Genomic DNA, 13,154 nt, shown 5'->3' on the forward strand with positions numbered 1-13,154 from the left:
CCCGATTGCGGCCAAGACCGGCTCTGCTACTCTGTGGGATCGGATGATGAACTGACAAAGTTAGCGTTCCGTTTCCAAATCACCGAGGATTTGCGCCAACTGGCGATAGCCGTCCGCGAGTGATGCATTTTCGTCCTTGCGCTGGCGCAGGAAGGCCTCCAGCGGCTCGTGCAGGCGGATCGCCTCGTCGACCTCGGGGCTGGAGCCGGCCCGGTAGGCGCCGAGCCGGATCAATTCCTCCATGTCGGCATAGGTCGCCATCACCTGCCGTGCCCGCTGGATGGTCGGCCAGAATTGCGGATCGGCCGATTTCGGCATGGTGCGGGAGACGGATTTGAGGATGTTGATGGCGGGGTAGCGGCCGCGCTCGGCGATCGAGCGCTGCATCACGATATGGCCGTCGAGGATGCCGCGGACGGCGTCCGCAATCGGCTCGTTATGGTCGTCGCCGTCGACCAGCACCGTGAAGATCGCCGTGATGGCGCCCTCCCCCAGGCCCGGTCCGGCGCGCTCCAAAAGCTTCGGCAGCTCCGTGAACACGGTCGGCGTGTAGCCCTTGGCGGTCGGCGGCTCGCCAGCGGACAAACCGATCTCGCGCTGGGCCATGGCGAAGCGCGTCACCGAGTCCATCAGGCACAGCACGTCCTTGTCCTCGTCGCGAAAATACTCGGCGACCGCGAGCGTCAGATACGCGGCCTGACGGCGCATCAGCGCCGGCTCGTCCGAGGTCGCGACCACCACGACGGAGCGCGCCAGGCCCTCCTCGCCGAGGTCGTCCTGCAAGAATTCCTGCACCTCGCGGCCGCGTTCGCCGATCAGCCCGATGACGCTGACCGCCGCATCGACGTTGCGCGCCAGCATCGACAGCAATACCGACTTGCCGACGCCGGAGCCCGCGAAGATACCCATGCGCTGGCCGCGACAACAGGTGAGAAAGGTGTTCATCGCGCGCACGCCGAGATCGAGCGGCGCGCCGACACGCTTGCGCGAATGCGCGGGCGGCGGCGTATTGCGGAACGGCATCGGCGAGGAACCTTGCGGCAACGGCCCCTTGCCGTCGATCGGTTCGCCCAGCGCATTGACGACGCGGCCAAGCCAGGCCGCTGACGGTCGCACTTGATTGGCGGCATTGGCGATGACCGCCTTGCAGCCGCGGCGCACGCCATCGAGACCGGCGAACGGCATCACGACAGCATTGTTGCCGGAGAAGCCGATCACCTCGCAGGGGATGGAGCGGTTGGCGCCGGTCTCGATCACCAGCCGCGCGCCGACCGACATCGCGTGAATGGGACCGGCCACCTCGACCATCAGGCCGCGCACGCCGACCACGCGGCCATAAATGTTGATGCCGTCGATGTCGCCGATCTGTTCGGCAAGAGCCTTCATCGGTGAGCCTTCATTAAGGGGCGCGCCTAGGTCATCCGGGACTTCACGGTGAAACTCTTAAGTTTCGCCATATTTCTGAACGGCGCTTAACTTCGTGTTTACCCGCATCATTAATCATTGCGTCACTGTCTTTGAGACTGAGCGTGACTTCCCTTCAGAAGAAGGCTGAGTCGCGGGAGTCGGTTAGGTCCGTCTCTTAAAGTGGAGCTTGAACGGAATCGGGTGACGAAAGCTGCTTCGTACGCAAGACCTTAGGGCGATTCGACAAAAATTGCACCGGGGGGACTTGCGTTCCAGAATCAGAGTTTGTTAACCATCTGTTGTCAGGATCCGAATCAGTTGTTCAAAGGCGTTTTGTTGAGTGCCGCGAATGCGGCCGACCTGACGCCCAGGAGCGGCGACTATGGGGAACTGGCATGCGCGTTTTGCTGATTGAAGATGACAGCGCCGTCGCGCAGTCGATCGAGCTGATGTTGAAGTCGGAAAGCTTCAACGTCTACACGACCGATTTGGGGGAAGAAGGCGTCGATCTCGGTAAACTATACGATTACGACATTATTCTCCTCGACCTCAACCTGCCCGACATGTCCGGCTACGACGTGCTCAAGCAGCTCCGGGTCTCCAAGATCAAGACACCTATCCTGATCCTCTCCGGCCTCGCCGGCATTGAGGACAAGGTCAAAGGTCTCGGCGTCGGCGCCGACGACTACATGACCAAGCCCTTCCACAAGGACGAGCTGGTGGCGCGCATCCACGCGATCGTGCGCCGCTCCAAGGGCCATGCCCAGTCGGTCATCCAGACCGGCGACCTCGTCGTCAACCTCGACACCAAGACGGTGGAAGTCGGCGGCCAGCGCGTGCATCTGACCGGCAAGGAATATCAGATGCTGGAGCTGCTCAGCTTGCGCAAAGGCACGACCCTCACCAAGGAAATGTTCCTCAACCATCTCTATGGCGGCATGGACGAGCCGGAGCTGAAGATCATCGACGTCTTCATCTGCAAGCTCCGCAAGAAGCTCGCCAACGCTTCCGAGGGCCGCAACTTCATCGAGACCGTGTGGGGCCGCGGCTACGTGCTGCGCGAGCCGCATGAGGCCGACGAGCGCATCCCCGCCTGATCCTGGGTTTACGTCGCGAGCCCCTCGGGGCTCGCTCCTCCCAGCCTGGACCCCCGCCGCAAATGGCGGGGTTTTGTTTTTTGGGGACGCCTCATACGAAGCTTAATGTTTGAACCGCTACCCTCCGCCAGCCGACGAATTGGTCGCTGCACGATGGGGGAACGATGATCCTGCAATCACTCGCCGGCCTGCCCGCCTTCCTGGTCTATTTCTGCACCGGGCTGATCGCGATCGTGGCCTATCTGTTCGTCTACACCCGCATCACGGCGCATAACGAATTTCAGCTGATCCGCGACAATGAGCCGGCCGCGGCGATCGCGCTCGGCCTCAGCCTGCTCGGTTTCGTCGCGCCGCTGGTCAGCGCCATCGCGCATTCGGCCAACGTGCTGGACTGCCTGATCTGGGCGACGATCGCGCTGGTCGTGCAGGTCATCGTGTTCTTCCTCGTGAAGGTCCCGGTGCCGAACCTGTCGGCGCGGATCTCTGCCGGCGAGCTTGCCCCGTCGATCTGGCTCGGTCTGTCCTCCCTCGCCGCGGGCCTGCTGAACGCCGCCTGCATGATCTACTGACATGGCCGAGAAACTCTCCAAAAAGGAATTCGGCAAGCGTCGGCCGGTGGCCGAGCCACCGCCTCCGCGGCCGCCGGTGAAGCGCTCCGGCCATGTTGCGCTGCTGGTGATGGGCACGCTCGCGGTCGGTACCACCGCCTACACGATGATGCCGCGGCAGACCTGCGAGCCGCCTCCTCCCGGGGCGACAGTTTCCGGAACGGAGACGCCGGCACAGGTGAGCACCGCGTGCAGCAGCAGAAGCAGCTCCTCCAGTGGGAGCAGCTCGCGCTGGTCGTCGCGATCGAGTTTCTTCAGCAGCGATTCCTCGAGCCATTCCTCGTCGGGAACATCCTCCGATTCCGGCCACAGCAGCGTGAGCCGCGGCGGCTTCGGCTCGTTTGGCCATGGCTTCTCGGGCGGCGGCTAGCGCATGATCCGGAAAAGTGGCCACCGGTTTTCCGGCAAGATCATGCGCAGGAAATAACATGCAACGCATCGTTTGTCTCGAGCGCAACGACTGGCGTGAGACCGCAGCGCAATGCGGCTTCGTCTTCCACACCATCGACGGCGAACGCTATTGGGACGAGCGCGCCTATTACGGCTTCACCCTCGACGAGATCGAGCGCGGCATCGAGACGCCGACCGGCGAGATCGATGCCATGTGCCTGGAACTCGCCGGCCGCGTCATTAGCGACGAGCGCCATCTGCGCCGTTTGAAAATTCCGGAAGCGTTCTGGAGCTTGATTGCCGAGAGCTGGAAGCGCAACGACCGCAGCCTCTACGGCCGGCTCGACCTGAAATTCGACGGCAACGGTCCGGCAAAGCTGCTCGAATACAACGCCGATACGCCGACCTCGATCTTCGAGGCTGCGGTGTTTCAATGGACCTGGCTCGAACAGGCGATCGAACGCCGCATGATCCCGGCGCGCGCCGATCAATTCAACTCGATCCATGAGCGGCTGATCGCGGCGTGGAAGGAGATCGCCGCCGGCCGCCAAGTCCATCTCACCGGCATCACCGGCAATGAGGAAGACGCCGGCACGCTCGCTTATCTCGAAGACACCGCACGCCAGGCGGGGCTTTTGACCAAGCTGCTCGACATCGAACAGGTCGGCTGGCGCGATGAAGGTGGCGGCTTCATCGATCTCGACGATTGCGACATCGCGCTCGCCTTCAAGCTCTATCCCTGGGAGTGGATGTTCCACGACGCCTTCGGGGCAAAGCTCCAGGACGCACCGACGCGCTGGATCGAACCGCCGTGGAAGGCGGTGCTCTCCAACAAGGGCATCCTGCCGCTGCTCTGGGAGATGTTTCCGAACCATCCCAATCTGCTGCCAGCCTTCTTCGAGGACGATCCGCGCGCCGCTGAACTCAGCACGTCCTATGTGCGTAAGCCGCTGCTGTCGCGCGAAGGCGCCAACGTCACGATCGTGTCGGGCGGCATGCCGCTCGACGAGCAGGAGGGTCCGTACGGTGCCGAAGGTTTCGTGCGACAGGCTCTAGCACCGCTGCCGAATTTTTCGGGCTTCTATCCGGTGATCGGAAGCTGGCTGGTGAACCATGAGCCCTGCGGCCTGTCGATCCGCGAAGACGAGAGCCCGATCACGGGCAACCGCTCGCGCTTTCTGCCGCATGCGATTTTGTGAGACATATTTTTCTTCCCTTCTCCCCTTGTGGGAGAAGGTGGCGCGAAGCGCCGGATGAGGGGTTCTATCCGCGCGCCTCAATGCGAGAGATTCGCTTGCGGAGAGAACCCCTCACCCGGCTTCGCTATTGCGAAGCCACCCTCTCCCACAAGGGGAGAGGGAAGAAGCACCTCACCGCGCCGCGGCGATCTTCAGCGGCTGCGGCATCAGCCCGCCCATGGGGCGGCCGGAGCGCGTGGGGTTGAGCTGGTAGAGACCGCGGCGCTCAGTGATGGGGCGGAACGCGTCGGTGATGCCGACGACGGATTCGGCCGCGCCAAGCAGCAGCGTGCCGTCGGCTTCCAGTCCCTTCGCCATCCGCTCGAAGATCACCGCCTTGGTGTCCTGGTCGAAATAGATCAGCACGTTGCGGCAGAAGATCACGTCGAACGTGCCGAGATGGGAGAAGTCCTGCAACAGATTGAGCTGGCGGAACTGCACCATCGCGCGAATGTCGGCATTGAGCTGCCAGACTTCGCCGACTTGCGTGAAGTACTTCATCAGGTGCTGGATCGGCAGGCCGCGCTGCACCTCGAACTGGCTGTAGATGCCGGCCTTGGATTTCTCCAGCACCTCCTGCGACAGATCGGTGGCGACGATCTCGATGCGCCAGCCGGCAAAGACCGCGCCCATCTCCTTCACGCACATCGCGATCGAATAGGGCTCCTGCCCCGTCGACGACGCCGCCGACCAGATGCGCAGCGATTTGCGCGCCGCGCGCGCCTGGATCAGGCCGGGCAGGATGGTATTGCGCAGATGATCGAACGGGATCTTGTCGCGGTAGAAGAAGGTCTCGTTGGTTGTCATCGCTTCGACCACGTCGGTCGCGAGCCGGCCATCGCCGTTCCTGATCTTCAGCACGAGATCGGGAATGCCAGATAGGCTCGCCTTGCGGGCGAGCGGCAGCAGCCGGCTCTCGACCAGATATTGCTTGTCGGCGGACAGGTCGAGACCGGAGCGCTCTTTCAGAAACTTGCGCAAATAGTCGTAGTCGACCGGCGTCACGAGCGGTCTCCCGCGAACAGGCGATTGACCTTGGCGCCGATCTGGTTGAGCGGCAGGATCGCCGCGCAGATGCCGGCATTGGCGGCCGCGCCCGGCATGCCCCAGACCACGCTGGAAGCTTCGTCCTGCGCGATGACACTGCCACCGGCAGCGACGATGTCCTTGCCGCCGCGCATGCCGTCGGAGCCCATGCCCGTCAGGATCACGGAGAGGATGCCGCCGTGCCAGATGTCGATGGCGGAGGTGAAGAGCGGATCGACCGCAGGCTTGCAGAAATTGACGGCGGGGCCGTCGTCGAGCGCGATCACGGTGTCGGCCCCGCTGCGCACGACGCGCATGTGCTTGCCGCCGGGCGCCAGATAAATCCGTCCCGGCTTCACCGGCTCGCCGTCGATCGCCTCGGCCGCCGGCTTGCGGCTTGAGCGCGCCAGATGTTCGGCAAGAATGGTGGTGAAGGTCGGCGGCATGTGCTGGGTGATCAGCACCGGGACGCGGTCGATCACCGGGCCGAGCTCGGTGACGAGTGCCATCAGCGCCTGGGGACCGCCGGTCGAGGAGCCGATCAGCAACACCTTCGGCGTCTGCGTCGAGAACGGGCGCATCGCCAGCGCGCCCGACGACGGCGTGGCCGGGGCCGGCGCAGGCGCGGCGGATCGCGCGACGGCCGGTGCACGCATGGCCGGAGCCGGGCTCGCGGGCGCCAGCGGCGGGCTCGCAACCGCGGGCTTCCGGCGCAGCCGCGCGCCGAGGTGACGGATCTTCTGGATCAAATCGTGGTGGAAGGTGTCCGCGGCGGAGGCCTCGCGCGTCGACTCCGGCTTCGGAATGTAGTCGGCCGCACCAAGCGACAGCGCCTTGAAGCTGATCTCCGCGTTACGGCGAGTCAGCGTCGAGGCCATGATGATGACGAGATCGCGCTTCTTCGCCAGCAGTTGCGGCAGCGCCGAGAGGCCGTCGAGCTCGGGCATTTCGATGTCGAGCACGGCGACATCGGGATTGATGCGTTCGATCTGGTTGACCGCCTCGAGCCCGGTGCGCAGCGAAGCCGCGACCTCCATGTCGTGCTCCGCGCCGATCCAGCGCGAGATCAGACCGCGGATGACGATGGAGTCGTCGACGATCATCACCCGCAGCGGCCCCGCGTCGCGCGACGAACCCGTGGTCGAACTACCTGCGAACGCAGTACTCATTACTCACCAACTCAGACTGAAACGGTTCAGTTGAAAACAAGCGCCGAAGGATCCGTTCAGCCTCCGGGCGATCGCTCAGATAAGGCCGACTTCCTGGAATTTCGCCGTCACGATGTCCTTGTCGAAGGGCTTCATGATGTACTCGTTGGCGCCGGCGTGCAGCGCGCGCGCGATGTGGGCGACGTCGTTCTCGGTGGTGCAGAACACCACCTTGGGCTGGTCGCCGCCGGGCATGCGCCTGAGATGGCCGAGGAACTCGTAGCCATCCATGACGGGCATGTTCCAGTCGAGCAGCACCGCGTCGGGCAAGCCACGCTTGCAGGCCTCCAGCGCCTTCTCACCGTCTTCGGCTTCGAGGATCTGGAAGTCGAGGCCCTCCAGTATCCGGCGCGCAACCTTGCGGATGACGCTGGAATCATCAACGACGAGACAAGTTCGCATGTGAACCTCTGCTTCCTCCCCTTTGCCGGGGCACTTCCAGTTGCGGGCCCGATGATGGCAATGCCGCCGTATCAGGCCGCCATCATCTCGGGCGCGAGCTCGAGGACGCGATCGACGTCGAGGACGACCATGAGCTGGCCGTCGAGGCGGTGGACGCCGCCGGCGAGCTTGGCCATGCGCGGATCGAGGTTGACGGGGTTTTCCTCCTTGCCGTCCTCGGGCAGGCGCAGCACCTCGCCGATCTGGTCGATCAAGAGGCCATAGGATTCACCGCGCAGGTCGACGCCGACCGCCATCGGCACCTTGCCGTCTTCGGCCTTGGGCAGGCCGAGCCGGGCGCGCATGTCGACCACGGTGACGATGCGGCCGCGCAGGTTCAGGACGCCGGCGATCTCGCGCGAGGACAGCGGCACGCGGGTGACGCGCTCGGGCATGAACACGTCCTGGACGCGGGAGATCGGCAGGCCGAACAGCTGGCCGCCGATCATCGCGGTGACGTATTCGACCATGGCGCCTTCGCTGGACTGGGTCTTGCGGCTCATCGCTTGTCTCCTGATCCCTGCGCTTGTTTGAGCATGATCTTGTCGGAAAACCGCTTCACACTTTTCCGGATCATGCTTTAAGCCGCTGCCCGGCTCAGCTCGGAGGCGCCGGCGGCGCCCGCGGTCTGCTCCTTCAGCGCCGCGATCAGACCGGGACGGTCGAACTTGGCGACATAGTCGTGGAAGCCGGCCTGACGGCCGCGCTCGATCGCCGCCGGCGACACCAGCGCGGAGAGGCCGATGATCGGCATCGACCCCAGATTGTTGTCGGAGCGGATCAGTTCGGCGAACTCGAACCCGTTCATGTCGGGCATCTCGATGTCGGTCAGGACCACGTCGAAGCTCTGCGCGCGCAGCGCAGCCAGGCCCTCCTGCGCGGTCGGCGCGGTGCGGACGCGGTAGCCGGCCGCTTTCAGCACCGGCGCCAGCATGTTGCGGAAGAAGGCGCTGTCGTCGACCAAGAGCACCGACTGCGAGTGCAGCGACGGCTTCATCTCCTTGCGGGTGAACCAGTCGGCGAACGCCATCGGCAGGAAGTGACCGACGTCGATCACCTCGGTGGCCTGGCCCTTGATCACGGCCGAGCCCAGAATGCCCGAACCGGAGCCGCCGACCTCGATGTTGAGCCGCTCCTCGACGATGTCGATGATCTCGTCGACGACGAGGCCCATGGAGCGGCCGTCATCGGCGAACACCAGGATCGGCTGGGCGCCCTGGCTCGCGATGGTGACGCCCTCCATCGCGACCAGCGGCATCAGCTGCTCGCGGTACTGCACCATGTAGCGGCCGTTACTGAACTCGATCTTGTCGGCCGGCAGCTCCTCGAGGCGGGTGACGAGCCCGAGCGGGACCGCCTTGGGCTGGGACGAGCCGGCGCGGAACACCAGCAGCGAGGTGGTCTGCTCGCCGCTGCCGATGTGATGGCCTGCATTCTCGTCGGCCATGTCATGGGCCGAGGAGCCGGCGGCGCCGAGCGCCTTGGCAATGCCGTTGGGGTCGATGATCATGATGACGGCGCCATCGCCCAAGATGGTGTTGCCGGAGAACATGTCGATGTGACGCAGCTTGGTCGACATCGGCTTGACCACGATCTCCTCGGTGTGGAACACGCCGTCGACGACGATGCCAAAGGTCTGGCTGCCGACCTGGGTCACCACGATAAAACCGTTCTCGGGATCGGACGCGGCGCCGTCGTCGATCTTCAAGAGCTTCTTCAGATGGATCAGCGGCAGCAGCTTGTTGCGCAGGCGCAGCACCGCGGTGTCCTTGATGCGCTCGATGCGGTGCTCGCTGTTGGCGCGGGCGCGCACCAGCTCGACCACCGAGAGCTGCGGGATGGCAAAGCGGTCGCCGGCGGCTTCGACGATCAGGGCCGAGACGATCGCGAGGGTCAGCGGGATCTTGATGGTGACCGAGCTTCCCTCGCCGGCCACGCTCTTGATGTCGATGGTGCCGCCGATCTGGTCGATATTGGTGCGGACCACGTCCATGCCGACGCCGCGGCCGGAGACCGAGGTGATGGCGGCCGCGGTGGAGAAGCCCGGCGCGAAGATGAACTTGTGGATCTGGGCCTCGCTCATCTTCTCGAGCTCAGCCTCGGTGACCAACCCTGAGGAGATCGCCTTGGCCTTGATCTTCTCGGTGTTGAGGCCGCGGCCGTTGTCGGCGATGCAGATGATGATGTGGCCGCCCTCGTGATAGGCGGACAGCCGAATGGTGCCCTGCTCGCCCTTGCCGGCCGCTAAGCGCTCGGCGGGGGTCTCCAGGCCATGATCGGCGGAGTTGCGCACCATGTGGGTGAGCGGGTCCTTGATCAGGTCGAGCACCTGGCGGTCGAGCTCGGTGTCGGCGCCGTGCATCTCCAGCTCGATCTGCTTGCCGAGTTCGGAGGAGAGATCGCGGACGATGCGGGGCAGCTTCTGCCAGGCATTGCCGATCGGCTGCATGCGCGTCTTCATGACGCCCTCCTGCAGCTCGGCGGTGACATTGGACAGCCGCTGCAGCGGCACCTTGAACTCGGTGTCCTCGTTGCGGCGGGAGATCTCCAACAGCTGGTTGCGGGTCAGCACCAGCTCGGAGACCATGGTCATCAGATGCTCCAGCGTGTCCACGTTGACGCGGATCGACTGGTTGGCGATGCGGTCGCCTTCGCCGGCACTTTCGTCGGCCATCGACTTCTTCGGCGCGGGCTTTTGCTTGGCGGCTTGCTTCGCGGCAGGCGCCGGGGCTTCAACCACCGGCGCGGGCTCGGCCTTGGCTTCAGCCTTGGCAACGGGCGCAGCAGGCACCGGCGCTTCGATCGCGGTCTCGCGGAAGGCGCGCTCGAGCTCGTCGAGCGAGACTTCGCCGGGACGCAACGGGCGCTCCAGCGTCTGTGCGATCAGCGTGCCCGTGGTCATCGCCTTGGTGGGCGCAGCGGCAGCCGGGGCTTCCGGCGCCAGCGGCGGCGCGTCGGCGACCGCAGCTGCGCCAGCCGCCATCGCGGCCATGCCCTGCTCGACCATTGCCTCCAGCTTGTCGATGAGGTCGCGGTCGTTGCCCTCCGGCTCGGCTTCGGTCGCCTCCAGGCCAGCCAAAATCTCCTTGATGCGGTCGATCGAGGACAGGATCACCGTCACCGCCTGCCCGGTCACCGGCATGCCGTCGCGGAATTTGCCCATCAGCGTCTCGCCGGCATGCGCCAGCGCTTCCAGCCGCGGCAGGCCGAGGAAGCCGCAGGTGCCCTTGATGGTGTGGACCAGGCGGAAGATGTTATCCAGGATCTTGGCGTTGTTCGGCTCCTGCTCGAACTTCACCAGCTGATTGTCGACGGTGTCCAGGCTCTCGCTGGTCTCCGTCAAAAACTCCCGCAACAGATCATCCATGAAAACAGGCCTTCATACAGGAAGGGCGCGCACGAGGCGTGATGCGCCATTTCGGAATGGGGCCAGCTTCACCGCAAAGCGTTTAATATTGGTTGAGTAAGTGCAAAAGAACGGAACCAACAAAGAGATAAGGCGCTCCGGACAAGTCGAAGCGCCTCGTAAAGATTGGATTAAGACTTCGAGAGCGAAGGGCGCGTTTACGAAGCGGTAACGGTGATGGCTTCGCCTTCCGGTGCGAGCCTCACGGTGAGTCCGCAGGCCTGCGCCAACAGCCTGGTATAATAAGGCTGGATCGCATGCGCATCCGCGGCAGGTCCGCGCTCGCCGCTCAGGAGCTCGGAGATGTTCTGCGGCAGGCGCGCATTGTGTCCGGTCGCGGTGATGCGGAAGCTCATCGTCTCGCCCTCGCCGATCGGATCGATCGTCAGCATGCCGCCGCGCGGGATCGTGTGCTGGGCAACCACCAGCATGTTGAGCAGCAGCTTGACGCGATTCTTCGGCAGCAGGAGCCGCGGCAGATTCCAGGTGATCGAGCACTTGCCATCCTCGATGTGGCCGCGCGCCATGGTCTGGGCATCACCGAGATCGATCTGCGCGCCCGAGGAGCCGGCAGCGCCGAAGGCAAGACGGCAGAACTGGAGCCGGGCCGAGGCCGTCTTGGCACTCTTGCGGATGAGGTCGAGCGCGAACTCGCGGTCCTCGGGCTTGGGATCGTCGTCGAGCACTTCGAGCCCATTGACGATGGCGCCGACGGGGCTGATGAGATCGTGGCAGACCCGCGAGCACAAGAGCGCAGCGAGTTCGAGCATATCGGGAGCAGTAACGGTCGCGGGCGACGAGGCGTCAGACATATAATGGGGTCCTGGAGGGTTCCTGGAATTGCACGGCGCTGGACGCCGCGAATCACGCATGCTTGACGGATGCTGCGGGTTCTAACATTCGCAAGCCCGCGGCAGCTAGCTTGCGATCACTTCGAGGCGGCCATAAGCCCCCAATCGAATCAATCCGGGCGAATCAGTCGAGGAGGAACGAAATTGCCGATGAATGAGGCATCCAGGTGAAAAGGATCATCGACGCCGCGGTCGCAACCGGCCTGATGGAGCCGCTCACCGCGCTGGTGGTGAAGGCGGGCGAAGCGATCCTTGCCGTCAACCGCACGGCGATGCGGGTGGACGGCAAGCAGGACGGCTCACCGGTGACCGAGGCGGACCTTGCCGCCGACCGCATCATCGCCGAGGGCCTGGCGCAGCTTGCGGCCGACGTGCCGACGCTGTCGGAAGAGCGGAGCCAGCTCGCCTCGCCGCCGTTTCGCGAGAGCTTCTTCCTGATCGATCCGCTCGACGGCACCAAGGAGTTCGTCGCCGGCCGCGACGAGTTCACCGTCAACCTCGCCCTGGTGACTGAAGGCGTGCCGCTGCTCGGCATCGTCTCTGCGCCCGCGCTCGGGCTGCTCTGGCGCGGCGTCGTCGGCCGCGGCGCCGAGCGCGTGAGCTTTGACGGCGCAACCATCGGCGCGGCCGAGCCGATCCATACCCGCAAGCTGCCGGCGCCGGGCGAGCCCTGGATCGCGGCGGTGAGCCGCTCGCACGGCGATCCCAAGAGCGAGGCGTTCATCGATGGCAGGCCCAATGCCGTCAGACGGACGGTCGGCTCGGCCGTGAAATTCGGCCGGATCGCGGAAGGCAGCGCCGACATCTATCCCCGCTTCGGACCGACCTCGGAATGGGACGTCGGGGCCGGCTCTGCGGTCGTGACCGCGGCCGGCGGCAGGGTGACCGACGGCCAGGGCGGCGAGCTCCGCTTCGGCCAGCGCAGCGACAGCGGTTTCATCATCCCGGAGTTCGTCGCCTGGGGCGACCCGCAGGCGGTCGACCGCTACTGACCGAGCTGGTCCTGGAGCGCCGGCCAGCGCTTGCCGACCTCATAGAGGAAACGCTCCGGGTCGGCGGCGAAGGCGTCGCGATTGGCTTCCCGGCTGAACAGATAGAGCCGCTGCGCCACGAGCGCGAAGAAGCGAGGATTGCCGGCGATGACGACGCCGCGGGCGATATCGGCCGGATCATAGCCGCCGAATTGCGGCCCGTAGATCTCGGGATGGGACAGGAAGGAGGCCCGGTTGCCCTCGTTGCGGAAGCGCCAGACTGCGCCCCAGAGATTCGCCTCGAACTGCGCCTTCCCTCGCACGGCCGCGCCATCGACGAAATAGGCGACGGGATCGAAGCCCTCGATGGCAACGCCGCTGAACCGGTTGACGACGATCCGCTCGGTGGTGGCAGCCCTTGCCGGCAACCCTGCGCAGATGATCCAAATGCCCGCCAGCAGGCAGACGAGGCAAACGCGGCGGCCGATCAAGGCAATTCCGGGGCGCAAAG

Annotated in this window: 13 protein-coding genes; 5 read left to right on the plus strand and 8 right to left on the minus strand. The window is 64.9% G+C overall.

All coding sequences use genetic code 11. The features are described 5' to 3' along the window. Positions 1-60: 60 nt before the first annotated feature. Positions 61-1,386 carry a flagellar protein export ATPase FliI gene (gene fliI / locus ACR9YP_RS38085; RefSeq protein ID WP_091883920.1) on the minus strand — a complete coding sequence of 442 codons (1,326 nt, stop codon included), beginning with the start codon at positions 1,384-1,386 and terminating at the stop codon, positions 61-63. 416 nt (positions 1,387-1,802) lie between these two features. Between fliI and ctrA the strand changes: the two genes are divergently transcribed. The 4 genes from ctrA (at position 1,803) to ACR9YP_RS38105 (ending at position 4,701) form a co-directional block, all read left to right on the plus strand. Further along, the gene (gene ctrA / locus ACR9YP_RS38090; protein ID WP_016848562.1) at positions 1,803-2,504 is read left to right on the plus strand and encodes a response regulator transcription factor CtrA; all 702 of its coding nucleotides are present in this window, start codon (positions 1,803-1,805) and stop codon (positions 2,502-2,504) included. Positions 2,505-2,668: 164 nt separating this feature from the next. Next, on the plus strand, positions 2,669-3,073 hold the full coding sequence (locus ACR9YP_RS38095) for a DUF350 domain-containing protein (RefSeq protein ID WP_130217761.1): 405 nt from the start codon (positions 2,669-2,671) through the stop codon (positions 3,071-3,073). Position 3,074: 1 nt separating this feature from the next. Continuing rightward, a complete protein-coding gene (locus tag ACR9YP_RS38100) occupies positions 3,075-3,482 on the plus strand; it encodes a hypothetical protein (protein ID WP_474218507.1) in 408 nt (135 codons plus the stop codon). A 58-nt stretch (positions 3,483-3,540) separates the two neighbouring features. Next, a complete protein-coding gene (locus ACR9YP_RS38105; protein WP_474218508.1) occupies positions 3,541-4,701 on the plus strand; it encodes a glutathionylspermidine synthase family protein in 1,161 nt (386 codons plus the stop codon). 171 nt (positions 4,702-4,872) lie between these two features. Here the strand turns inward: ACR9YP_RS38105 and ACR9YP_RS38110 are convergent, their stop codons facing one another. The 6 genes from ACR9YP_RS38110 to chpT all read right to left on the minus strand — a co-directional run bounded on the left by ACR9YP_RS38110 (position 4,873) and on the right by chpT (position 11,633). Continuing rightward, positions 4,873-5,745: a CheR family methyltransferase gene (locus ACR9YP_RS38110; RefSeq protein ID WP_474218509.1), complete on the minus strand. Its 873-nt coding sequence runs from the start codon at positions 5,743-5,745 to the stop codon at positions 4,873-4,875. Next, positions 5,742-6,935: a protein-glutamate methylesterase/protein-glutamine glutaminase gene (locus ACR9YP_RS38115; protein WP_474218510.1), complete on the minus strand. Its 1,194-nt coding sequence runs from the start codon at positions 6,933-6,935 to the stop codon at positions 5,742-5,744. The genes ACR9YP_RS38110 and ACR9YP_RS38115 overlap by 4 nt, the downstream gene beginning before the upstream one ends. Before the next feature lie 75 nt (positions 6,936-7,010). After that, a complete protein-coding gene (locus ACR9YP_RS38120; RefSeq protein ID WP_007600538.1) occupies positions 7,011-7,376 on the minus strand; it encodes a response regulator in 366 nt (121 codons plus the stop codon). A gap of 71 nt (positions 7,377-7,447) precedes the next feature. Beyond that, a complete protein-coding gene (locus ACR9YP_RS38125; protein WP_474218511.1) occupies positions 7,448-7,918 on the minus strand; it encodes a chemotaxis protein CheW in 471 nt (156 codons plus the stop codon). Positions 7,919-7,995: 77 nt separating this feature from the next. Next, entirely contained in the window at positions 7,996-10,782 is a 2,787-nt protein-coding gene (locus ACR9YP_RS38130; RefSeq protein ID WP_474218512.1) for a hybrid sensor histidine kinase/response regulator, read from the minus strand. A gap of 197 nt (positions 10,783-10,979) precedes the next feature. Continuing rightward, the gene (gene chpT / locus ACR9YP_RS38135; protein WP_164935214.1) at positions 10,980-11,633 is read right to left on the minus strand and encodes a histidine phosphotransferase ChpT; all 654 of its coding nucleotides are present in this window, start codon (positions 11,631-11,633) and stop codon (positions 10,980-10,982) included. Positions 11,634-11,839: 206 nt separating this feature from the next. Here chpT and cysQ point away from each other — a divergent pair, with 206 nt between their 5' ends. After that, positions 11,840-12,664, plus strand: a complete 825-nt coding sequence (gene cysQ / locus ACR9YP_RS38140; RefSeq protein WP_438111003.1) for a 3'(2'),5'-bisphosphate nucleotidase CysQ — start codon at positions 11,840-11,842, stop codon at positions 12,662-12,664. Here the strand turns inward: cysQ and ACR9YP_RS38145 are convergent. Next, positions 12,658-13,152, minus strand: coding sequence for a YHS domain-containing (seleno)protein (locus tag ACR9YP_RS38145; RefSeq protein WP_474218513.1), 495 nt, complete (start codon positions 13,150-13,152; stop codon positions 12,658-12,660). The two genes, cysQ and ACR9YP_RS38145, sit on opposite strands and share 7 nt — an antisense overlap. Positions 13,153-13,154 lie beyond the last annotated feature (2 nt).

Source organism: Bradyrhizobium sp. BR14999, from assembly GCF_056106085.1.

Bases quoted from the DNA above. Each gene is read 5' to 3' on its own strand.
- fliI (WP_091883920.1), bottom strand. From the start codon at position 1,386: ATGAAGGCTCTTGCCGAACAGATCGGCGACATCGACGGCATCAACATT.
- ACR9YP_RS38125 (WP_474218511.1), bottom strand. From the start codon at position 7,918: ATGAGCCGCAAGACCCAGTCCAGCGAAGGCGCCATGGTCGAATACGTC.
- ACR9YP_RS38095 (WP_130217761.1), top strand. From the start codon at position 2,669: ATGATCCTGCAATCACTCGCCGGCCTGCCCGCCTTCCTGGTCTATTTC.
- ACR9YP_RS38120 (WP_007600538.1), bottom strand. From the start codon at position 7,376: ATGCGAACTTGTCTCGTCGTTGATGATTCCAGCGTCATCCGCAAGGTT.
- ACR9YP_RS38115 (WP_474218510.1), bottom strand. From the start codon at position 6,935: ATGAGTACTGCGTTCGCAGGTAGTTCGACCACGGGTTCGTCGCGCGAC.
- ACR9YP_RS38100 (WP_474218507.1), top strand. From the start codon at position 3,075: ATGGCCGAGAAACTCTCCAAAAAGGAATTCGGCAAGCGTCGGCCGGTG.
- ACR9YP_RS38130 (WP_474218512.1), bottom strand. From the start codon at position 10,782: ATGGATGATCTGTTGCGGGAGTTTTTGACGGAGACCAGCGAGAGCCTG.
- ctrA (WP_016848562.1), top strand. From the start codon at position 1,803: ATGCGCGTTTTGCTGATTGAAGATGACAGCGCCGTCGCGCAGTCGATC.
- chpT (WP_164935214.1), bottom strand. From the start codon at position 11,633: ATGTCTGACGCCTCGTCGCCCGCGACCGTTACTGCTCCCGATATGCTC.
- ACR9YP_RS38105 (WP_474218508.1), top strand. From the start codon at position 3,541: ATGCAACGCATCGTTTGTCTCGAGCGCAACGACTGGCGTGAGACCGCA.